The sequence below is a fragment of the Kordia sp. E genome (genome assembly GCF_056033805.1).
The window spans coordinates 104,506-127,256 of the sequence record NZ_JBRASR010000003.1 but is presented as its reverse complement, the minus strand read 5'-3'; the positions used below and the strand labels follow the sequence as shown (position 1 = coordinate 127,256).

Here is a 22,751-nt window from a genome sequence, read left to right as displayed (position 1 = left end):
ATGGCTGCTGAATGGAAAGGAAAGTCCAGAGGTTCTGTTTTAGGATACAAAATATTTGTCTTTTGTATTAAAAAACTAGGAATACGATCAGCTTATTTTATACTATATTTCGTTGCTGCATATTTTTGTCTTTTCGCAAGAAGTAGTTCAAAAGCAAGCTATTATTATTTTCGCAAACGCCGCAAATACTCTCCCTCAAAAAGTATTGTGAAAATATATCAAAGCTATTACAAATTTGGTCAAACAATACTAGACAAGGTTGCTATTTCATCAGGATTAAGGGATAAATTTACCTATCATTTTGATGGTATTGATCAATTAAGAGAATTACTAAAACAGCAAAAAGGAGGCATCCTAATTAGTGCGCATGTAGGTAATTTTGAAATTGCAGAACACTTCCTAAATGAACTAGATGAAAACCCAGCTATCAGTCTATTAACAACTGATTCTGAGCATAGAGCAATAAAAGAATATCTTGATAGTGTAACTGTAAAATCTAATATAAAATTTATCATCATAAAAGATGATCTTTCGCATATATTTGAAATCAATGCTGCATTATCTAGAAATGAATTAATTTGTATTACTGGCGATCGATATGTGCAAGGAGCGAAACATTTAACAGCTTCACTATTAGGAAAAGAAGCAAAATTCCCTGCTGGACCTTTTTTAATAGGATCAAGATTAAAAGTTCCTGTAGTGTTTGTTTACGTGATGAAAGAAACTAGCAAACATTATCATCTATATGCTAGAACAACAGAAGTTAAACACAGAGATGCGCAAGGTTTGCTAAATAAATACACAGAAAATGTTGAGTGGATTCTTGACAAATATCCTTTACAATGGTTCAATTATTTTGATTTTTGGGATGATATAAATTAATGAGAAACACATGAACGTACTTAAAGAGAAAATAACAGATTCAGCTACTATATTGAAGCTCATTCCTCAAAGACCACCAATGGTTATGATTGACGCTTTGGTATATTATGATGAATCAAAAGTAATTTCTGGATTTACCGTTTCAGAAAACAATCTCTTTGTTCAAAAGACTGAATTTACAGAACCAGGACTCATAGAACACATGGCACAAACTGTTGCTTTATATACTGGATATCATTTCTATATCAACAACATGCAAGCTCCAGAAGGATATATTGGCGCTATAAAAGGAGTTGAAATTAGTAAACTACCAAAAATTGGAGATCAACTTGAAACGGAAGTAGTTATTTTACAAGAAATCATGGGCGTAACTTTAGTGAAAGGAACAACACGATTACATGGAGAAGTCATCATGACTGCACAAATGAAAACTGTATTGAAAAAATAACGTTGATGAAGAAAAAAGAACTTGGAACTGCAACAAAATTTACAGAAACGTATGATATTCGAGTGCGATTCAATGAAACTGATCCGCTAGGAATTGTATGGCATGGCTATTATATTCACTATTTTGAAGATGGTAGAGAAGCTTTTGGACGTAAATATGGCATCTCTTATCTTGATGTAAATAGAAACGGATACGCAACACCTATTGTAAAATCATCTTCTGATCATAAACTTCCATTACGATATGGTGACGTTGCTACCATAGAAACTACATATATAAACACACCTGCTGCAAAAATGATATTTTCATATAAAATTATGAACGCAGAAGGAAAAGTAGTTTGTACTGGTACTACTGTTCAAGTATTTGTAGATGATAAAGGAGAATTATCGCTTACAAATCCTGAGTTTTATGAAGCTTGGAAACAACAAATGAACCTAGTATAAGTATCTTATGAGAGCAGTATACTGTACGGCAAATAACATTGTATCACCTTTAGGGTTTGACAGCGCAACAAATAGCAATCAAGTTGCGCAAGAAAACGCTGGAATTACATTACAGTCTGATACAAATCTATTAGCAACGCCTTTTTATGCTTCTATCATAAATAATAATACACTTACAGAAGCTTTTCAAGAAATAGATGATCCGTCACTATACACGAAGCTTGAAAAAATGATGATACTATCTTTAAAAGATACTATCGCAAAAGCTTCTTTTACAATCACAGAAAAAACAGCATTAATTGTTTCCACTACAAAAGGAAATATTGATGTATTGCATTCTAAAAATAATGGATTCTCACCAAATAGAGCATATTTACCTGTATTAGGAAATACAATAAAATCTTTTTTTGGATTTCAAAATGAACCTATCATTGTTTCCAATGCTTGTGTTTCTGGGATTTTAGCAGTCGCTGTAGCAAAACGACTCATTCAAAATAACAATTATGATAATGCATTCATCGTAAGTGGTGATCTAGTTTCAGAATTCACCTTATCAGGATTCAATGCATTTCAAGCTATTAGTGATATTCCTTGTCAACCATTCTCTAAAAACAGAAAAGGTATTACTATAGGAGAAGCCGCAGCTTCTATTGCTATCACAGCAGAAAAAACAACAGATGCCATTCAAATCATTGGAGACGGTTCATGCAATGATGCAAATCATATTTCTGGACCTTCAAGAAATGGTGAAGGGTTATTCAGAAGTATTCAATCAGCAATAAAAGAAGCTAACATCACAGCCGAAGATATAGACTATATTTCCGCGCACGGAACTGCAACTCTTTACAATGATGAAATGGAAGCTATTGCTTTCAACAGAGCAAACTTGCATACGATTCCTGTAAATAGTCTAAAAGGATATTATGGACATACTTTAGGAGCTTCAGGATTATTAGAAGCTATTATTGGAATTCATAGTATGAAAAACAATATAGTATACACATCACTAGGCATAGATGAACTTGGAGTTTCTAAACCTATTAATATCATAAAAGAAACAAAACAAAAAAACATACAAACCTTTTTAAAAACTGCCTCTGGTTTTGGAGGTTGTAATACAGCTGTACTTTTTAAAAAATAAAAACATATTGAATAACGATTTATACATAACGAATTATTGCCACATTAAAAACAATACAATTGTTGTTGATGGGAAAGAAATTGCCACAAAAGAAAGTGATCTTTCATGTGCTGAATTTCTTAAGCAAGTGTATAAAGAACATGTCAATGATTATGCTAAATTCTTTAAAATGGATACTGCTAGTAAGCTATCTTTTATAACTGCTGAATTTTTATACAATCAAGTAAATCTATCAGCAACAGCGAAAGAAAACATGGCGATTGTATTATCTAACAAAAGTGCTAGTTTAGATACTGATAGAAAACATCAAGAAACAATCAATGATAAAGATGCCTACTATCCTAGCCCAGCAATTTTTGTATACACGTTGCCCAATATAGGAATTGGAGAAATTAGCATCAGGCATCAAATATTAGGTGAAAATGCTTTTTTCGTATTTGATTCATTCAATGCAAAAACACTATCGCAATATGCTGAGTCTTTAATTCATGCAAAAAAAAGTACAGATATATTATGCGGTTGGGTAAATGTTGATCAAGACGAATACGAAGCATTTATGTATCTTGTCAACCAAGAAGGCACACACAAACACACAGAAGAAAACATTAATACATTATATCAAAAAAACAAATGGAAGCATTAAAACTAGAACTGAAAGAGAACATTATTGAGCAATTAAATTTAGAAGATTTTTCGGTTGCTGATATTGCAGATGACGATGCCTTATTTGGAGATGGATTAGGTCTAGACTCCATTGATGCTTTAGAGTTAATTGTAATGCTAGATAAAAATTACGGTATCAAACTAACAGATCCGACAGAAGGAAAAGAAATTTTTAAATCTATTGAAGTTTTAGCAACATATATTACAGCTAATAGAACTAGATAATATGGCAAAACAAGGTGTTGCAATTACTGGAATGGGAATCATTTCTTCTATAGGAACTACTGTAGAAGAAAACTTGCACGCGCTTGTATCTTCCAAAAAAGGAATTGCTCCTATTGTTCATATTCAAACGCGACATAAAGACTCCATTAAAGTTGGCGAAGTGCTGCAAACTAATGAAGAATTAGCTGCACAACTCAATTTACCAACAGACAATAATTATTCTAGAACAGCATTATTAGGTTGCATTGCTGCCAAACAAGCTATTGCGAATGCAAATAGTACTGATTTTGAAAAGTATCGTACAGGTTTAATTTCTGCAACAAGCGTTGGCGGAATGGACATGACGGAAAAATATAGTGCCAGTTTTTTATCTGATACAGAAAGTCAAAAATACATCACGAGTCACCATGCTGGCGATAGTACTCAGAAAATTGCATTACAATTAGGAATCACAGATTATACAACAACGATTAGTACTGCTTGTTCTTCTGCTGCAAATGCAATTATGTTAGGCGCACGCTTGATTAAAGCTGGAAAACTAGATCGTGTTGTTGTTGGAGGAACAGATTGTTTATCAAAATTCACCATAAACGGATTCAATACATTACTTATTCTATCTGACACAGATTGCAAACCATTTGACGCAGACAGAAAAGGATTGAACTTAGGAGAAGCTGCAGCTTTCTTAGTACTAGAATCTGATGCAATAGTAGCCGAACAAAACAAAGAAGTACTTGCCTATGTTTCTGGATATGCTAACGCGAATGATGCTTTTCATCAAACAGCTTCATCTTCAAATGGAGAAGGTGCTTTTTTAGCCATGCAGAAAGCTTTACAAATTGCAAAACTACAACCTCAACAAATAGATTATATCAATGTTCATGGAACGGCTACAGCAAACAATGATGCTTCTGAAGGTGCTGCAATACGAAGAATCTTTGGAGATCACATTCCAGATTTTAGTTCTACCAAAGCTTTTACAGGACATACCTTAGCTGCTGCTGGCGCTATTGAGGCTGTATATTCAGTCTTAACATTACAACACAATACATTGTTTCCTAATTTGAATTTCAATACGCCTATTCCAGAATTGGACATGAAACCAATTACACAAGTACAGAAAAAACCAGTACAACACGTATTATCTAATTCATTTGGTTTTGGAGGAAATTGTTCAACGCTTATATTTTCAAAGAACTAATGAACCCATGTTATATACATAGTATTGCTTCTATTTCTTCGCAAGAAACATTTAATAATGCTTCTTTCTTAGAAACTGTTGTTACGCATGAATCTGATACAGTTACTGCAATTCGACCAAATTACAAAGCGTATATTCCACCTGCTGCTAGCAGAAGAATGGCTACAGGAGTAAAAATGGGCGTGGTTACTGCAAAAACAGCTTTAGAAGAAGCTAATATTGTAGAACCAGATGCAATCATTACGGGAACAGGAATGGGTTGCATAGAAGATTCTGAGAAGTTTTTAAATACAATACTTGAAAATGATGAGCAATATCTTACACCAACATCATTTATTCAATCTACACACAATACGGTTGGTGCACAAATAGCTTTAGGCATAAAGTGTAAAGCATATAATGTAACCTATGTTCATGGTGCAAATTCCTTTGAAGCGGCACTTATAGATGCACAATTATTACTTCATGAAGCAGAAGCTTCCAATATACTTGTTGGTGGCGTTGACGAACTTGGAAAGAAGTTTATTCATGATTATGCAGCGCTTCAAGAAAGTCGTACAGTTCCTTTTAGTGAAGGTGCACATTTCTTTACGCTTGGTACTGAGAAAAAAGAAAGTTCGTATGCTGCATTAATGGCTGTTGATTGTATTCAATCAATTGCAATTGAAAATATAGCACAAAGAACAACTGCTTTTTTACATCACAACAACCTTACGCCTGCTGATATTGATCTTGTCGTTTTGGGAACTAATGGAGATGCGTACGATACCTATTATGAAGCACTACAAAACAAATTGTTTCAAAACACAACACAAATACAATACAAACATCTTTCTGGAGAATACCATACAGCTTCCGCTTTTGGACTTTGGACAGCTTCAAAAATTATAAAAGAACAAACGATTCCTGAAGCTGTATTGATGAACGATGTTAAGAAGACACACTACAAAAATGTGTTATTATACAATCAGCATCAAGGAGAATACCATAGTTTTACTTTACTGACCTCATGTTAACATTTAGAAACATAAATATAATAAGCTTGCTATTATTAGTAAGCATGTTACTTTGTGATTTCTTTATTCCGTCACTATCAATTTCTATATGGATTTATATTATTTTAGGTCTTTGTTGGTTAACCATTACAATTATTGGTTCATTCAATATTACATGGAATTATCATTTAAAAGCAATTAATAAAGCAATTACTACGGAGAAAAAAATTGTGCTGACTTTTGATGATGGACCAAATTCAACCTACACGCCGAAAGTACTAGAACTACTTGAAAAATATAATGCTACCGCTACTTTTTTCTGTAGTGGAAAACATGTTGAGCAACATCCAGATTTAGTTGAAAAAATAGTTTCACAAGGACATGTTATTGGAAATCATTCCTATTCGCATAGTAATTTCTTTGACTTCTATGGAACAAAAAAAGTTGCGGATGAGCTCAAAAAAACAGACGAACTAGTTACAAATATCATCGGTAAAAAAATGAATCTCTTTCGTCCGCCGTATGGTGTTACAAATCCTTCTATTGCAAAAGCAATAAAACACAGCAAACACCAAGTAATTGGTTGGAATGTAAGATCTTTAGATACAGTATTGAAAGATCCTAAAAAATGTATAGACAGAATTATTCCAAAAATAAAGCCTGGAGCAATCGTATTACTTCATGATTCACATGAAAATAGTATTATTATTTTGGAACAATTATTGATATTTTTGCAAAACAACAACTATCAAACAGTTTCACTAGAGACTTTAGTTAATATAAAAGCATATGCGTAATCTTATATATATCTTATTATTTTCCTTTTTCACTCAAGGAATGTTAGCTCAAAAAGCATTGAGTAAAGAAGAAGCTAGCACGTTTAAAAAAGCAGTTATTAAAACAGCAAATACAACACAAACTATTGTAAGTGATTTTGAACAGTATAAGCATTTAAGCTTCTTAACAAATGATATTAAAACAGAAGGAAAACTTGTATTTAAATCTCCCAATCTTATAAAATGGGAATACACAGATCCTTATAAATACACTGCCATATTTAAAGAAGATAAATTATTCATTAATGATGATGGCGACAAAAGTAATATTGATGTTGGCAGCAACAAAATGTTTAAAACCTTTAACAAACTGATTATTAACAGCGTTAAGGGAAATATGTTTAATGAAAAAGAATTTACTATTAGTTATTTTAAAGTAGACAATTCATATATGGTGAAGTTTGTGCCTAAGGACAAAAGCATGCACCAATTCATTGCAAGTTTTGAGCTTACTTTTGATATAAAAACAGCTGATGTTGTAAAAGTAAAAATGATAGAACCTTCAGAAGATTACACAGAAATCATATTTAAAGACAAACAAAGAAACACTACAGTTCCGAATGAGACATTTAATCATTAGTATTTGTATATTTTGGTGTTTTACTTCTTGTTCGTTATCTACAACGAAAGGCTTAATAGCTACTGACCCCGTAGTTTCACAATATCACAACACGTATTTTTCTGATCTTACTCAAGATTATATATACAAAGCTAAAATAAAGGCTTTCGACACTAATTTTGGCGGAATTTTAATCATCAAAAAACTACCAAATCAAAATCATAGGATTGTATTTACTACAGAGTTTGGAAACAAAATTTTTGATTTTGAAATTCAAAAAAATGAATTTAAAACACACTATATACTTAAGGAATTAGACAGAGGAATTATCGTCAAAACTTTACAACGAGATTTTGAAACCTTAACCAAAGAATACAATCTTCTGCAAAAGAAATTTGAGAATCCTACACACTTAATTTATCGTTCTAAACTAGGAAAACGCTACAATCATTACTTTTTAGATAAAAAGACAAAAGCATTACAAAAGATTGTACATACTACCAAAAGTAAAGAAAAAACCATTTTCAATTTTCAAAAAACAGAAGACAACATTGTTAAAAATATACACATTCAACATAAAGGATTACCACTAACTATTTCGTTATCTTATTTGAATTGATGAAAATTTACGCTTACGGATTTCCCTTGTTAATACTAATTGTTAATTTGTAATTTAGCGCTTTATAAAAACATTGCATGAAAAAATCGATTTTAGCACCATTTTTACTTTTAATTTTTTCTTATTCTTTTAGCCAAAAAAGAATAGATCCAACTCCAGAACATATTGCACAAGCAAAAGCACTTAAGGAACAGTTTAGTGATGTTGATGTAGTACTCTTAAAAAGTAAAGACCACGTTACTTTTAATCTGAATAAAAAGGCAACAAAACTTTCGGTATTTCATAAAACAGATGAGCATTTAATGAATATTAGCTCAAGAGCTGACATTCAAAAATATGTTTTTTACGATAACGAATCTAGTGTTGCTAGGTTCGATATACACTACCGAAATAAAAGATCAGCGCCCATTAATCTAAAAGATGAATCTTATACAAGTAATGATTTGTTTCACAATGATGCACGTGTAAAATTTGCACATTTAGATTTTCCAGTTCAGGGCTACACCTACTTTTTTGGAGCTACGAAGCGTTATAAAGACATCAAATATTTTACGACATTATATTTTACGGGTGAATATCCTATTCTTGAAAAAGAAATCAAAATTGTTGTTCCAACATGGTTAGATATCGAATTTAAGGAACTGAATTTTGAAGGTCATGAAATTACCAAAACAGTAACTTCTGATAAAAAATCAAAGACAAAAACCATTACATATAAAGCTACAAATGTAATTGCTGGGTTTGATGAAAAAAAATCTCCAGGACCAAGTTACATATATCCTCACATTTTAGTATTAGCAAAATCGTATACACATAAAGACAAGACGCACACACTTTTTAATGAAACAAAAGACTTATATAATTGGTATAAATCTCTTGTAGATAGTATGGAAGATGATACAACTTCATTGAAAGAAAAAGTAGCCGAGTTAACCGCCAATGCAGCCACAGATGAAGAAAAAATAAAAAACATCTACTATTGGGTTCAAGACAACATCCGTTATATTGCTTTTGAAGATGGAATTGCAGGGTTTAAACCCGATGAATCTCAAAACGTATTTAAAAAACGATATGGAGATTGTAAAGGAATGGCAAACCTTACCAAACAGATGCTTACAGAAGCTGGGTTTGATGCGCGCCTAACATGGGTTGGGACAAAACGAATTGCGTATGACTACACTACGCCTTCACTTTCTGTAGACAATCATATGATATGTACATTGTTGAAAGATGGAAAAAAAATATACTTAGATGGTACTGAAAAACACAGTGCTTACAAAGAGTATGCGGAACGTATACAAGGAAAACAAGTAATGATTGAAGATGGAGATTCATTCATGTTAGAAAAAATTCCGACAACAACATTCAATGAAAACAAAGAAACCTATTCTTTTCATGCTAAAATAAAAGGCGATGTGCTTACAGGAAACATTGCACACACTTTCTCAGGGGAAAGTCGCGCTTCATTCTTATATCTTTATAATAGCTTAAAAAACGACAAGAAAAAGGAAGCCTTGCGTTACTATTTAGATAGCGATGACAAAAACCTATCTGTTAGTAACATTCAAACTTCAGATTTAAACAATAGAGAACAAGATATTTCTATTACCTGCAATCTGGAACAAAAAAATGCAGTCTCATCTTTTGATGATGAAATCTATCTTGATTTAAACTACACCAAAGAGTTTCAAGGTTTTAATTTTGAAAAACGAAAAACAGCATATCTCTTTTCTCATAAAAGATATTACGAATCAGAAATTCAATTAGAAATTCCGTCAGGATATAAAATTCAGGAACTTCCAAAACCTATAGAAACAGATCATACCAATTATAAAATAGATGTTCGTTTTGAATTAAAGGGAAACACATTGCATTATAAAAAACTTTTTATCATAAAAAATGCAGTCATAGAACCTTCAGACTTTACCGAATGGAATGCAGCAATTAAAAAGTTGCAAGCTATTTACAAAGAACAAATTATATTGGTTAAATAATAAATATTACCACTTCAACATGAAAAAAAGAATACTATTCATTGCTTTATGCTTTCTATGCGCTTTACAGATACAGGCACAATCTGAAAAACAAGTAGAAATAAACAAACTTGTTTGGGAACAGCAAAATGACTTTACAAGCCTTATGGAAGTCGCTCCAAAATGGAAAGATGAATCTGCTGTGTACTTATACAAATCTGTCACATATTTCTATAACAGACCTACAAATAGCATTCAGTATACCAAAATTACTAGAAATAGAATAAAGCTATTAGATCAAGCAGCTGTAAAAGAATTTTCTGAATTCAAATATGAAAAAGACAACTCTTATTATAGAAGATCAAGTAGAGTTACCAATACTTTTTTATTAGGCGTAAAAATTATTAAGCCAGACGGAAAAGAAATTATGGTAGCTATTGATACGGAAGAAATAGAAACCAAAGAAGGGAAAAAACTAGCAATTCCAAACCTTGAAAAAGGCGATATTTTAGATTATTATTTCTACTCTAACATTATTGTAGGAGAAAACGATTTGTTTCAATATGAAGCTGTAGAAAATGTAATTGGAGAAAACTATCCAATTATGAATTATGAGTTTACTTTAGAAACTGAAAAAGACTTTTTTATCAGTTTCAACACCTATAACAATGCGCCAGAGTTAGCATTAAAAAGCATTCAAAAAAAGAAAAGAAAAAAACGAGTGTACAACTTTTCTATGAAGGATGTAGATAAAAATGACTTTCCAAGATGGTTTTATCCATTAGTTGAATTGCCTTCTTATAAATTTAATGTGCTTTTTGCAAGAACTAGAAGACATGAAAAAAATGCATATGCTTTTATCCCAAAAGATGTAAACACCGTTAAAACAACTGTTTCAAAAGATGAAATATTTAACTTATATAAAGACAAATTTTCTCCTTTTGGAGACTTATACGGTATAGAACGTTTTCTAAAAAAGAAAGAATTTAGTAGCAATACAGAAAAAGTTACTGCTGTTTTTTACTATATGCGACATGCCTATTTTTCTCGATACATAGAAGCATTTTTATTGGATGAAGCCAACATTTTGTATCCATATGAGTATTATGGAAGAAAGTCTGTCTTCCTTGATAAGGAAAAAAGATTCGTGCGATTCTTTGCTGCTTTTCTAAAAGATAATAAAGTAGATTATGAAATTCTGGTAGCTACCAAACGATTCAACGGATCTATTGAAGATTTACTGTTAGAAACAAACCTTAATTTTATTGTAAAAGTAAATACAGAAACGCCACTTTATATTGAATATTTCAATCAATTTACAACTGTAAATTTAATTTCTCCATTATTAGAAAATACAAAAGCGTATGCGCTAAAAGTTGTTAAAAGAAAACGTATTGAAGATATTGAAACCATACAATTACCTAAATCGACTCATGAAGATAACAATACGTTAGAACAATTGAGTTTGACAATCGCTGATGACTTTTCTAGTATTAATGTTCATAGAAATTCTATAAATAAAGGACACAATAAAATTGATGAGCAAAAACGAAGATTAAATTTTTATGATTATATAGATGAAGATCATGAAAAATATAAAACAACACCTATTCTTGACAAAGTAAGAAGCAAAAGGAAAAGAACTCAGTACAAAAAAGAATACAATGCCTTACTTAAAAAAATGAAAGAAAAGAATCATGAGAAGCTAAAAGGCATGACCGCAGGTGAATATAATTTAGAAATTGATGATTATTCATATAAAATTCTAAACAATGGACGCTATGGAAAAGGCGATACTTTTCAGTTTGAGGAAGACTTCACAATTAAAAGCAACTTGATAAAAAGAGCTGGAAAAAATTACATCATTAACATTGGAAGACTTATTGGAGAGCAAGTAGATATTAACAAAAAGCAACAACAGCGCACCAATAACATCTACACAGAAAACCCACGTTCATATAGCAATGAAATTACTATAATAATCCCTGAAGGTTACACAGTTAGCGGACTTAAAAACTTAACTAAAGACGTGAATACTAAAACAGGAGGTTTTACCAGCAACGCTTCTATAGATGGAAATAAACTTATTATTAAAACTAATAAGTATTATGTAAATTATTATGAGCCTAATTCGAATTGGCCAGAAATGCTTTCCTTTCTAGATATAGCATATCAGTTTACACAAGAAAAAATATTATTAAAGAAAACAAACTAGATAAAAGTTCATAACTAAAAAAGATATTTTAACGTTAAATAACTTTTTTAACGCTCACAAAATACTATTTGGTATCAATGATAGCTTATAAGTATATTTGCAAAATTTTAATTTAAAAACCGATTAATTATGAAAAACAAAATTACCTTTCTTATTGCATGTTTTGCAGTATTTTTATTGAATGCCCAAATAGAAATAAAACCAGGAGTTAAAGCGGGTTTAAACATTTCTAACTTTACAAATTTAAGTAGCTCAAACTTAGATGGAAAAAGCCTAACTTCTTTTCATATTGGAGGAACTGCCGCTTTTAAATTTGCTAAGTTTTATACATTACAGCCTGAATTATTATATTCTAGACAAGGAAGTAACATAAAAAGTACCATTACACTTTTTGACACCAATTCTAACCCTATCTCTAATGAAGAAATAAAAGTTCAATTAGATTACCTTTCTATTGTGGTAAACAATAAGTTTTTTATTGCTGGTAGCGGATTTAACGTTCAAGTTGCTCCAGTTATTGATATCTTGTTAAGCGATAAAAACATTGAAGGCCCTGAAGGTTTTGATATTGCAATTGCAGGTGGTATTGGATATAACTTCCCAATGGGAATAACTTTAGACCTAAGATATAAGCAAGGTATCGTAGATGTTTTTGGAAGAAATGTAGATGATGGAAATGGCGCGCAAACAACTAGTTTTAGTGATTTAGTACTAAATAAAACAATCCAATTGAGCGTTGGTTACGAATTTGACTTTAAATAAATTATGCTAATAGAAGGATTTTACACTGTTGTAACTAAAGAAGAAATCTCAGCACAAGATATTCTTGTTACCATACAATTGCACAAAGAACATCCAGTTTTTGATGGACATTTCCCAGGAAACCCAGTAACTCCTGGAGTTTGCATGATTCAAATTATAAAAGAAATTGTACAAGGACATTTGCAGACAGAACTCTTTCTACAACGTATTTCAAATGTAAAATTCACAGCTTTAATAAATCCATACATAAATTCAGAACTTTTACTAGAAATATCAATTATACAAACAGATGATATCGTGAAAGTGAAGAATATTAGTAAATTTGTAGATGGTACTATTGCACTAAAATGTAATAGTACCTTTATACAAAGATAATGTTACTACAGGAATGAAGGAGGAAATAGGTATTCAGCAAAGAATTGCGCAGTTAAAATGCTGTGTCATCATTCCTACCTATAATAATTGCAAAACATTGCAACGCGTTATCGATGGTGTATTACAGTATACTTCATCTATAATTATCGTAAATGATGGATCAACAGATACTACTCCTGAAATTTTAGCAGCATATCCTCAAATTCAACAAATACAACTACCAAAAAATAAAGGAAAAGGAAATGCACTTCGTATTGGTTTCAAACATGCCGAAAAAGAAGGATATGATTTTGCCATTACTATAGATTCTGACGGACAACACTTTCCTGAAGATATTCCAAACTTTATTGAAGCACTAGAAACCTCAGATTCAAAAGACCTATTATTAATTGGTTCGCGAAATATGGAGCAAGAAGGTGTTCCTAAAAAGAGTAGTTTTGGAAATAAATTCTCAAATTTTTGGTTTTGGATAGAAACGGGAATAAAGCTAGAAGACACACAATCAGGCTATCGATTATATCCGTTACAAATATTAAAAAAGCTAAAGTTTTACACCACCAAATTTGAATTTGAAATTGAAGTTATTGTAAAAACGGCTTGGAAAGATGTTGCTGTAAAAAATATTCCAATCAAGGTTTTATATGATGAATCGGAAAGAGTTTCGCATTTCAGACCTTTCAAAGATTTTACGCGTATCAGTATTTTAAATACATGGTTGGTTATTGTAACTATCTTTTACATCAAACCAAGAAATGCTTTTAGACGATTAAAAAAAAAAGGAATTAAACGATTCTTCATCGAAGACTTCTTAGGAAGTAATGATTCTCCTAAGAAAAAAGCATTGTCCATTGCCTTAGGTGTTTTTATTGGACTGTCTCCTTTTTGGGGTTTTCACACTTTTTTAATTCTATTTCTAGCCGTAACATTCCGATTGAATAAAGTAATTGCTTTTGCATCTTCAAATGTAAGTATACCACCTTTTATTCCGTTTGTAGTACTGGCTGGTTTAAAAACGGGAAGCATTATCCTTAATGAGCCACAACCTCCATTATTTGATAATTTTGGAGAAAATTTTGAAATGCTTACGAGTCTTAAATTATATATTGTTGGAAGTCTTGCTTTTGCCTGTATTGGAGCTATCTCTTTAGGTTTACTAAGTTTTGTATTCTTGTCCATCTTTCAAAGAAAAAAAATAGCATCGCAAAATGGATAAGTTTTTCCTTTCTATATATCATTATTTTCAGGCTAAAAAACTATGGAGTTTTGTTATAGCACTGTTTCTATTTATAGGCTTAGGTTTTATTGCTTCAAAAATTCAATTTGAGGAAGATATTACCAAACTGATTCCTACGAATGAAAAAACTTCTGCCGCGGAGAAAGTTTTAAAAACAGTAAACTTTGCGGATAAAATTATTGTAAATATTGCACGAGAACCAGAAGGTTCTATACAAGATTTAACAACATACGCTTCTCAATTAATTGATAGTATTTCTCAAAAATCAGGAAACTACATCAAAAACATTCAAGGGAAAGTTGACGATGATAATATTCTAAAAACATTAGATTTCGTATACCAAAATCTTCCGTTATTTCTAGACAAGGAAGATTATCAAACTATTGAAAATAAACTAAGCAAAGACAGCTTAGATGCAATCACAAATAAAAATTATAAAACGCTCATCTCTCCTACTGGAATTGTCGCCAGAAAAACCATTTTAAAAGATCCATTAGGATTATCATTTATAGCATTAAAGAAATTTCAGCAACTCAATATTGAAGACAATTTTACATTATATGATGGTTTTCTGGTTAGTAAAGATCAAAAAAACATTCTGTTGTTCATTACACCTTCATTAGCTTCTAGTGAAACTTCTGAAAATGCCGAATTTGCAGAACAATTATATGAGATTAATGCAAACTTAAATTCAAGTTTTCAAAATAAAGTAAAAGGAGAATACTTTGGTGCAACACTTATTGCGGTAGCGAATGCGAAACAAATTAAAGGTGACATTCAACTTACGATTGGAATAGCACTTACCATACTTTTAATAATTCTTATACTATTTTATAAAAAAATAACCATTCCTATTATCCTCTTTACACCAACACTTTTTGGAGGATTACTCGCTATAACTTTTCTTTTCTTATTTAGAGGAAAAATATCTGCAATCTCATTGGGAATTGGTTCTGTATTACTTGGCGTAACGCTAGATTATTCTTTACACATTCTGACTCATATTAGAAGTAATCACACAATTAAAAGTTTATATGAAGATGTGAGCAAACCTATTTTGATGAGTAGCCTTACAACTGCTTGTGCATTTTTATGCTTATTATTTTTAAGTTCTCAAGCATTGCAAGACTTAGGAATATTTGCTGCAATTAGTGTATTAGGTGCTTCTTTCTTCGCGTTGATTTTTATTCCACAAGTATATAAAGATACTGGTAGCAAAAAGGAAAAGAAAACTATTATAGATACGCTAGCTAACTATAAATTGCATCAAAACAAATGGGTTCTTATTGTTTTAGGTATAGCCATGATTGTGAGTATGTTTACTTATAACAAAGTTTTATTTAATAAAGATTTAGCCAAACTAAATTATAAATCTGAAGTTTTAAAGGATGCAGAAAAACGTTTAGATGTGCTGACAAACATTGCTGACAAATCAATGTATATTGCAGCATATGGAAATACAGAACAAGAAGCATTAACAACAAACGATGCTGTTTTCACAACATTAGAACAACTTAAGAAAGAAAACAAAGTATTAAACTTTAGCACTATTGGAGGCTTAGTTCATTCTGAAAACAAACAACTTCAAAAAATTGAAGCTTGGAATCAATTCTGGAAAGATCACAGTGTACAAGAAACCAAGGATAATCTTATTACAAGTGGAGAAAAACTAGGGTTTAAACCAACTACTTTTCAAACTTTCTACACCTTGCTTAATACCAAATTTAAACCTTTAGAAAGTGAAGAATACAATGTATTAAATCTGTTCTCTTTAGGTGATTATATTGCTACTAAAGATAATTTTACAACGGTAACTTCATTAGTGAAAGTTCATGAAGATCATATTGAAGATATTCGAGAGACTTTTAAAGAAACAGCACAAGTTCTTCTTATAGACAGACAGCATATGAATGAAACTTTTTTAGGCAATCTAAAAACTGATTTCAATACGCTTATAAAATACTCATTACTTGTTGTTTTGTGCATTCTATTGCTCTTCTACAGAAGCTTTTCATTAACTATTGTAACCTGCATTCCTATTTTTCTAACTTGGTTATTAACTATAGGAATCATGGGACTTTTAGGAATAGAATTCAATATATTCAACATCATTATTTCTACCTTTATTTTTGGACTAGGTATTGATTATAGCATTTTTGTCACCAATGGATTGCTCACAACTTATAGAACAGGAGAAATTGCGCTTCCAACACATAAAACATCTATTATACTTTCCGTAATTACAACAATTTTAGGAGTTGGTGTTTTAATATTTGCAAAGCATCCAGCACTATACTCAATTTCTGTAGTTTCAATTATTGGAATTCTATCTGCGGTGATAGTTTCTTTTACAATTCAACCATTATTATTCAAGTTGTTTATCGGAAGTAAAACAAAAAGACCTATTACATTTCGTCTGTTTATTCACTCAGTACTATCATTTGGATATTTTGGAATCGGTGGGTTTTTACTATCAATCTTTAGTGTTACGGTTCTAAAAATTATTCCTGTTAGTAAAAAAACAAAAATGAGATGGTTTCACAAAGTCGTTTCAAAATTCATGAAATCTGTACTGTACACCAATCCTTTTTTGATTAAAAGAATCATTAATTTATCCAATGAAAATTTTGAAAAACAAGGTGTTATCATTGCAAATCATACTTCTTTTCTTGACATACTAGCGATAGGAATGTTACATCCAAAAATTATATTCTTAGTGAACGATTGGGTTTACAACTCTCCTGTTTTTGGGAAAGCCGTACAACTTGCTGGTTTCTATCCTGTGTCTAGCGGTATTGAAAATGGATTGGATCATTTAAAGGAAAAAGTTGATCAAGGATATTCATTAATGGCTTTTCCTGAAGGAACAAGGTCTAATACGAATAAAATAAAACGTTTCCACAAAGGCGCTTTTTACTTAGCCGAACAGTTTAATTTAGATATTATTCCTGTATTAATTCATGGAAATTCTGAAGTATTACCCAAAGGAACTTTTATCATTAAAGATGGAAATATTACTTTAAAAATACTAGATCGAATAAAAGCTACTGATACACGTTTTGGAACAAGTTATTCGCAAAAAGGAAAACAAGTTGGAGCATATTTTAAAAAGGAGTTTGAACTGTTTAGAAAAGAAATGGAACAAGCTGACTATTTCCACAACCTCATTCTGGAAGATTACAGATATAAAGGAGATAGTTTATACCAAAATGTGCGTCAGGATTTAAAATTACACAAAGAAACATACGCACATATTTCTGAAATCATTGGAAAAAAAGATAGCATAACGCATCTTTCTAAAGATGCCGGACAATTAGATTTTCTCTTATCTTTAGATGCTGTAGATCGTAAAATTGTTAGTTTTATTGAAAATGAAAAAGATCGTACGATTGTTCAACATAGTTTTATTACGAATAATCATAGTAAAATAACGATAGTTGACACGTATGAAAAAGCATTAGAAACAAAAACAAATGTCTTAATTATTAACTTACCGACTTTCCCCGAAGATCAGTTAGAAGCTAAGATACAAGAAGGTATTGATTGTATTATTTTAATTAAAGACAGTGTAAAGTTTGTAGAAAATATACCTACAGAAAAATATAAAAGAACAGACCTAGATAATCGTATCATTTTAAAAAGAATAAACGAAGAAAAATAGTATATGAAGGAGCAATACGATGTTGTCATTATAGGAAGTGGTTTAGGTGGATTGGTCTCTGCAAATATTTTAGCACGCGAAGGTCATAGTGTTTGTATCTTAGAAAAGAACAATCAATTTGGAGGAAATCTTCAAACGTTTGTTAGAGATAAAACCATTTTTGACACAGGCGTACATTATATCGGTGGATTATCTAAAGGACAAAATCTATATAAATACTTTAACTATTTAGATATTATTGATGATCTGAATTTAAAGCAGCTAGATGAAGATGGTTTTGACATTATCACTTTTGATGGTGATGAAACCGAATACAAGCATGCGCAAGGATATGAAAACTTTGCCAATACACTAATTGCTCAATTCCCTGAAGAAGAAACAGCAATTACAACCTATTGCGAAAAGCTAAAAGAAACTTGTAATGAATTTCCTTTATACCATCTAAAACATGGTGCACCATACTATGAAAATGTTGAATTATTTGAGTTAAACGCCAAAGAATATATAGACAATCTTACAACAAATGAAAAATTAAGAGCTGTATTATCAGGCTCTAATTTATTATATGCTGGCGATGGAAACACAACACCTTTCTATGTACATGCATTATCTGTAAACTCATATATAGAAAGTGCGTATCGTTGTGTAAATGGTGGCGGACAAATTTCTAAAATCTTACTAAAAAGGCTGAAACAATTTGGTGGAGAAGCATATAAATACAAAGAAGTTGTAAAGTTTAACTTTGAAGATAAAAAGATCACGAGCGCTGTTACAAAAGATGGAACTGAAATTAAAGCCACAACATTTATCTCTAATGTAGATCCTAAGCTTACTTTAAAAATGGTAGGCGATCAAAAGCTTCGAAAATCCTATGTAAATAGAATTCAGAATATAGAAAGCATCATTTCTACATTTAGCTTATATCTAGTTTTAAAACCCAACTCTTTTAAATACTTAAACAAAAATCATTATCACTTTAAAGGCGAAAATACTATTTGGAGTGCACAGAATTATACACAAGAAAGTTGGCCTGAAGCGTATATGGTTTCTATGGGAATCAAAAAGAATATGAGTGAATGGGGAGAAAGTATCACTGCAATGACCTATATGAATTACGATGAAGTTTCGCAGTGGGAAAACACATTTAATACAGTAGCAGACAAAAATGATAGAGGTCAAACATATGAAGAATTTAAAGCTCAAAAGGCTGAAATATTCATTCAAGAAATAGAGAAAAAATTTCCAAATATCAGAGAATGTATTCAAGAAGTTTATACTTCTACTCCATTATCCTATAGAGATTACATCGGAAATAACAGAGGTTCTGCATACGGATACGTGAAAGATGTGAACAATCCTTTAAAATCATTTGTATCTCCACGTACTAAAATAAGAAATTTACTATTTACTGGTCAAAGCTTAAACATGCATGGTATTTTGGGAGTTACTATTAGTGCTGTTATGACATGTTCTGAACTTTTAGGAAAAGAATACTTATTAAACAAAATCTTAGACGCTAACAAAGAAGAATGATATACAAAAAATCCATCATACATCGGTTTTTATGGTATACAGTATTGCTGTTACTTCTTTGGTCATGTGGAATTTCTAAATCATTAAAAGATGTTCCAGATGTTAGCAACTATACTAATAATATTGCTGAACGCGTTCAGGTTTCGGATACAACCTTTGTTGCTGGAAATAACTTTCTTTCTAAAAACAAACAAGGATTATGGGAACTTTATGTTTCTGGAGATCCGCTAGAAAGAGGATTATATACAGGAAGCTTAACAGAAGAATTATTTCAACGTCAGGAAGATGTTTTCTTATCTAAAGTAGAAGAACTTGTTCCTTCAAAATTTAAACAGGCATTATTACGAAAGTTTTTAGCTTGGTTTAATCGAAAAATGTATTTACATATTCCTGAAGAATACAAAGCAGAAATTTATGGATTATCGCAATACGCTTCAGAAGAGTATGATCATATTGCTGATAAATATTTAAGGATTTTATATTTACACGGCGCGCATGATATTGGACATGCTTTACAAGATTTGGCTTTAGTAGGTTGCTCCTCGTTTGCAGCTTGGGGAGACAAAACTACCGATGGAAGCATGATTATTGGAAGAAACTTTGATTTTTATGCTGGCGATGATTTTGCTAAAGAAAAAATTGTTGCCTTTGTTGCGCCTACTACAGGACATAAATTTATGTCGGTAACTTGGGGCGGTATGATTGGTGTTGTTTCTGGAATGAACGAACATGGACTTACAGTAACTATCAACGCTGGAAAATCTAAAATTCCATTAGTTGCTAAAACGCCAATTTCTATTCTAACACGCGAAATATTACAATATGCTTCAACTATAGAAGAAGCAATCGCTATTGCTAAAAAACGAAAAGTATTTGTTTCTGAATCTATTTTTGTTGGAAGCGCCAAAGACAAAAAAGCAATTCTTATAGAAGTATCTCCAGAGAATTTTGGAGTTTATGAAGTTCCAAATGCGAATCAATTGATTTGTTCTAATCATTTTCAAAGCGAAGCGTATGCAGATGACAAAAAGAATATTGCGCATATTAAAGAAAGTCATTCTCAATATCGTTATGAACGAATGCAGGAGCTTTTAGATCAAACTGCTAAAGTAACTCCACAAATTGCTGTAGACATTCTTAGAAACAAAGAAGGACTTGCTAATAAAGAAATAGGTTATGGTAACGAAAAGGCGTTAAATCAACTCTTAGCGCATCACTCAATAGTATTTAAACCTGAACAACGATTGGTTTGGGTTTCATCTAATCCGTATCAGTTAGGAGAATTTGTTGCGTATGATTTAAATGAAATATTTAAAGACATTGACAAAGAATCAAACACGTTCTCTTTAGCTAATTCGACATTAACTATTGCAAAAGATCCTTTTCAATACACTACTGCATTTAAAAACTATGAACAATACAGACGTTTAAAAGATACTATAGTAGCAGCTACGGAAAATAAAAAACGTTTGGAGCCTGGTACGCTAAAAAAATTACAACAATACAATCCTGAATATTGGGAAGCGTATTATATTGTAGGGAAATATTATATGCAACGAAAATATTATACGGCTGCATTGCATGCTTTTCAAAAAGCAACTACAAAAGAAATCACCACAGTTCAAGAACAAGAAGAAGTTGATTCATATATTAAAAAATTAAAAAGGAAATTAAAGAAATGATTCCTGAAATAGAAAAAGCATCATTTGATCAAATTAAAGAATATCAAGAGCAAGAACTTAAAAAACTGATTGCTTATGTAAGTGAACATTCTGCTTATTATCAAGATGTTTTTAAAACACATAACATCTTGCCTGAGACAATTCAAACTTTGGAAGATTTGATCAAAATTCCTGTAACTACGAAAGAACAGTTGCAAGAATTTAATGATGACTTTATATGTGTTCCCAAAAAGAAAATCATCGATTATGTAACAACTTCTGGAACATTAGGCGAACCTGTTACTTTTGCTTTAACTGATGATGACTTAAAACGATTGGCCTATAATGAAGCTATTTCTTTTGCATGTGCTGGCGTTCAAGAAGAAGATGTGATGCAACTTACAACAACCATGGACAGGCGCTTTATGGCTGGATTAGCATATTTCTTAGGCGCTAGGGAATTAGGCGCAGGAATTATACGAGTAGGCGCAGGAATACCTGAATTGCAATGGGATTCTATTTTAAAATTCAAACCAACTTATTTAATTGTAGTTCCATCATTTTTACTAAAGTTGATTTATTATGCAAAAGAACATAATATAGATATAAATTCTTCTGGTATAAAAGGAGCAATTTGTATTGGTGAACCGTTACGAAATCAAGATTTCACATTAAATACACTTGCCAAGAAAATTAAAGAAAGTTGGGACATTACACTGTATTCCACGTATGCATCTACAGAGATGAATACTGCTTTTACAGAATGTGAAGCACAACAAGGTGGACATCATCATCCTGAACTTATTATTGTAGAAATTTTGGACGATCATAATTTGCCTGTGAAAGCAGGAGAAATAGGCGAACTAACGATTACAACGTTAGGTTTGGAAGCGATGCCTTTAATACGTTTTAAAACTGGCGACATGGTTAAAGCACATACCGAAAGTTGTATCTGTGGACGTAATACACTACGTTTAGGACCTGTAGTTGGAAGAAAAAAGCAAATGGTAAAATATAAAGGAACAACTTTATATCCGCCAGCGATGTACAATATTCTCAATGATTTTAATGAAGTAGAAAATTATGTTATTGAAATATCACATAATACTATTGGAACAGATGAAATACTTATTAAAATAGCAACTAAAGTTCCTTCTGAAGAATTATTAGTTAGTATTAAAGATCATTTCAGAGCAAAACTACGAGTTTCTCCAAAAATCGGATTCTATTCCAAAAAGGAAATCCAACAACTTCAATTTCCTAAACTGAGTAGAAAACCTATAATGGTCATTGACAAAAGAAACAAAACTGCGCTATAAAAT

General features: G+C 31.4%; 20 protein-coding genes. All 20 read left to right on the top strand.

All coding sequences use genetic code 11. From position 1 onward, the window contains the following. The 20 genes from ACUUYC_RS13655 to flxY all read left to right on the top strand — a co-directional run bounded on the left by ACUUYC_RS13655 (position 1) and on the right by flxY (position 22,748). A complete protein-coding gene (locus ACUUYC_RS13655; RefSeq protein WP_474266527.1) occupies positions 1 to 882 on the top strand; it encodes an LpxL/LpxP family acyltransferase in 882 nt (293 codons plus the stop codon). A 10-nt stretch (positions 883 to 892) separates the two neighbouring features. Further along, the gene (locus ACUUYC_RS13650) at positions 893 to 1,330 is read left to right on the top strand and encodes a hotdog family protein (RefSeq protein WP_474266525.1); all 438 of its coding nucleotides are present in this window, start codon (positions 893 to 895) and stop codon (positions 1,328 to 1,330) included. Between the two features lie 5 nt (positions 1,331 to 1,335). After that, the gene (locus tag ACUUYC_RS13645) at positions 1,336 to 1,776 is read left to right on the top strand and encodes an acyl-CoA thioesterase (protein WP_474266523.1); all 441 of its coding nucleotides are present in this window, start codon (positions 1,336 to 1,338) and stop codon (positions 1,774 to 1,776) included. A gap of 7 nt (positions 1,777 to 1,783) precedes the next feature. Continuing rightward, positions 1,784 to 2,917, top strand: coding sequence for a beta-ketoacyl synthase N-terminal-like domain-containing protein (locus ACUUYC_RS13640; protein WP_474266521.1), 1,134 nt, complete (start codon positions 1,784 to 1,786; stop codon positions 2,915 to 2,917). Positions 2,918 to 2,924: 7 nt separating this feature from the next. Continuing rightward, entirely contained in the window at positions 2,925 to 3,560 is a 636-nt protein-coding gene (locus ACUUYC_RS13635) for a 3-oxoacyl-ACP synthase (RefSeq protein ID WP_474266519.1), read from the top strand. Then, a complete protein-coding gene (locus ACUUYC_RS13630) occupies positions 3,548 to 3,805 on the top strand; it encodes a phosphopantetheine-binding protein (protein ID WP_474266517.1) in 258 nt (85 codons plus the stop codon). The genes ACUUYC_RS13635 and ACUUYC_RS13630 overlap by 13 nt, the downstream gene beginning before the upstream one ends. Position 3,806: 1 nt before the next feature. Continuing rightward, a complete protein-coding gene (locus tag ACUUYC_RS13625; RefSeq protein WP_474266515.1) occupies positions 3,807 to 5,006 on the top strand; it encodes a beta-ketoacyl-[acyl-carrier-protein] synthase family protein in 1,200 nt (399 codons plus the stop codon). Beyond that, entirely contained in the window at positions 5,006 to 6,022 is a 1,017-nt protein-coding gene (locus ACUUYC_RS13620; RefSeq protein ID WP_474266513.1) for a beta-ketoacyl synthase chain length factor, read from the top strand. The genes ACUUYC_RS13625 and ACUUYC_RS13620 overlap by 1 nt, the downstream gene beginning before the upstream one ends. A 26-nt stretch (positions 6,023 to 6,048) precedes the next feature. Then, a complete protein-coding gene (locus ACUUYC_RS13615; RefSeq protein ID WP_474266511.1) occupies positions 6,049 to 6,798 on the top strand; it encodes a polysaccharide deacetylase family protein in 750 nt (249 codons plus the stop codon). Continuing rightward, a complete protein-coding gene (gene lolA2, locus ACUUYC_RS13610; protein WP_474266509.1) occupies positions 6,791 to 7,417 on the top strand; it encodes a flexirubin biosynthesis/transport protein LolA2 in 627 nt (208 codons plus the stop codon). Before ACUUYC_RS13615 ends, lolA2 begins: the two co-directional genes overlap by 8 nt. Further along, positions 7,398 to 8,015 carry a flexirubin biosynthesis protein LolB2 gene (gene lolB2, locus ACUUYC_RS13605; RefSeq protein WP_474266507.1) on the top strand — a complete coding sequence of 206 codons (618 nt, stop codon included), beginning with the start codon at positions 7,398 to 7,400 and terminating at the stop codon, positions 8,013 to 8,015. The genes lolA2 and lolB2 overlap by 20 nt, the downstream gene beginning before the upstream one ends. A gap of 77 nt (positions 8,016 to 8,092) precedes the next feature. Continuing rightward, positions 8,093 to 10,009, top strand: a complete 1,917-nt coding sequence (locus tag ACUUYC_RS13600) for a transglutaminase-like domain-containing protein (RefSeq protein WP_474266505.1) — start codon at positions 8,093 to 8,095, stop codon at positions 10,007 to 10,009. A 19-nt stretch (positions 10,010 to 10,028) separates the two neighbouring features. Next, a complete protein-coding gene (locus ACUUYC_RS13595) occupies positions 10,029 to 12,203 on the top strand; it encodes a DUF3857 domain-containing protein (RefSeq protein WP_474266503.1) in 2,175 nt (724 codons plus the stop codon). Between the two features lie 129 nt (positions 12,204 to 12,332). Continuing rightward, the gene (locus ACUUYC_RS13590; RefSeq protein WP_474266501.1) at positions 12,333 to 12,965 is read left to right on the top strand and encodes a porin family protein; all 633 of its coding nucleotides are present in this window, start codon (positions 12,333 to 12,335) and stop codon (positions 12,963 to 12,965) included. Positions 12,966 to 12,968: 3 nt separating this feature from the next. Then, positions 12,969 to 13,340, top strand: a complete 372-nt coding sequence (locus ACUUYC_RS13585) for an ApeI family dehydratase (protein ID WP_474266499.1) — start codon at positions 12,969 to 12,971, stop codon at positions 13,338 to 13,340. Positions 13,341 to 13,353: 13 nt separating this feature from the next. Then, positions 13,354 to 14,553: a DUF2062 domain-containing protein gene (locus ACUUYC_RS13580; RefSeq protein WP_474266497.1), complete on the top strand. Its 1,200-nt coding sequence runs from the start codon at positions 13,354 to 13,356 to the stop codon at positions 14,551 to 14,553. After that, positions 14,546 to 18,235 (top strand): MMPL family transporter, encoded by a 3,690-nt coding sequence (locus ACUUYC_RS13575; protein WP_474266495.1) that lies wholly within the window; start codon positions 14,546 to 14,548, stop codon positions 18,233 to 18,235. Before ACUUYC_RS13580 ends, ACUUYC_RS13575 begins: the two co-directional genes overlap by 8 nt. A gap of 3 nt (positions 18,236 to 18,238) precedes the next feature. Further along, positions 18,239 to 19,768: a phytoene desaturase family protein gene (locus tag ACUUYC_RS13570; RefSeq protein WP_474266493.1), complete on the top strand. Its 1,530-nt coding sequence runs from the start codon at positions 18,239 to 18,241 to the stop codon at positions 19,766 to 19,768. Next, entirely contained in the window at positions 19,765 to 21,450 is a 1,686-nt protein-coding gene (locus tag ACUUYC_RS13565; protein ID WP_474266491.1) for a C45 family autoproteolytic acyltransferase/hydolase, read from the top strand. Before ACUUYC_RS13570 ends, ACUUYC_RS13565 begins: the two co-directional genes overlap by 4 nt. Next, positions 21,447 to 22,748: a flexirubin biosynthesis putative acyl-CoA ligase FlxY gene (flxY, locus tag ACUUYC_RS13560; protein ID WP_474266489.1), complete on the top strand. Its 1,302-nt coding sequence runs from the start codon at positions 21,447 to 21,449 to the stop codon at positions 22,746 to 22,748. Before ACUUYC_RS13565 ends, flxY begins: the two co-directional genes overlap by 4 nt. Positions 22,749 to 22,751 lie beyond the last annotated feature (3 nt).

Coding starts and splice junctions, on each gene's coding strand:
- ACUUYC_RS13630 (WP_474266517.1), top strand. CDS start 3,548: ATGGAAGCATTAAAACTAGAACTGAAAGAGAACATTATTGAGCAATTA.
- flxY (WP_474266489.1), top strand. CDS start 21,447: ATGATTCCTGAAATAGAAAAAGCATCATTTGATCAAATTAAAGAATAT.
- ACUUYC_RS13600 (WP_474266505.1), top strand. CDS start 8,093: ATGAAAAAATCGATTTTAGCACCATTTTTACTTTTAATTTTTTCTTAT.
- ACUUYC_RS13645 (WP_474266523.1), top strand. CDS start 1,336: ATGAAGAAAAAAGAACTTGGAACTGCAACAAAATTTACAGAAACGTAT.
- lolB2 (WP_474266507.1), top strand. CDS start 7,398: ATGAGACATTTAATCATTAGTATTTGTATATTTTGGTGTTTTACTTCT.
- ACUUYC_RS13640 (WP_474266521.1), top strand. CDS start 1,784: ATGAGAGCAGTATACTGTACGGCAAATAACATTGTATCACCTTTAGGG.
- ACUUYC_RS13585 (WP_474266499.1), top strand. CDS start 12,969: ATGCTAATAGAAGGATTTTACACTGTTGTAACTAAAGAAGAAATCTCA.
- ACUUYC_RS13565 (WP_474266491.1), top strand. CDS start 19,765: ATGATATACAAAAAATCCATCATACATCGGTTTTTATGGTATACAGTA.
- ACUUYC_RS13590 (WP_474266501.1), top strand. CDS start 12,333: ATGAAAAACAAAATTACCTTTCTTATTGCATGTTTTGCAGTATTTTTA.
- lolA2 (WP_474266509.1), top strand. CDS start 6,791: ATGCGTAATCTTATATATATCTTATTATTTTCCTTTTTCACTCAAGGA.
- ACUUYC_RS13580 (WP_474266497.1), top strand. CDS start 13,354: ATGAAGGAGGAAATAGGTATTCAGCAAAGAATTGCGCAGTTAAAATGC.
- ACUUYC_RS13595 (WP_474266503.1), top strand. CDS start 10,029: ATGAAAAAAAGAATACTATTCATTGCTTTATGCTTTCTATGCGCTTTA.
- ACUUYC_RS13655 (WP_474266527.1), top strand. CDS start 1: ATGGCTGCTGAATGGAAAGGAAAGTCCAGAGGTTCTGTTTTAGGATAC.
- ACUUYC_RS13620 (WP_474266513.1), top strand. CDS start 5,006: ATGAACCCATGTTATATACATAGTATTGCTTCTATTTCTTCGCAAGAA.
- ACUUYC_RS13570 (WP_474266493.1), top strand. CDS start 18,239: ATGAAGGAGCAATACGATGTTGTCATTATAGGAAGTGGTTTAGGTGGA.
- ACUUYC_RS13575 (WP_474266495.1), top strand. CDS start 14,546: ATGGATAAGTTTTTCCTTTCTATATATCATTATTTTCAGGCTAAAAAA.
- ACUUYC_RS13650 (WP_474266525.1), top strand. CDS start 893: ATGAACGTACTTAAAGAGAAAATAACAGATTCAGCTACTATATTGAAG.
- ACUUYC_RS13625 (WP_474266515.1), top strand. CDS start 3,807: ATGGCAAAACAAGGTGTTGCAATTACTGGAATGGGAATCATTTCTTCT.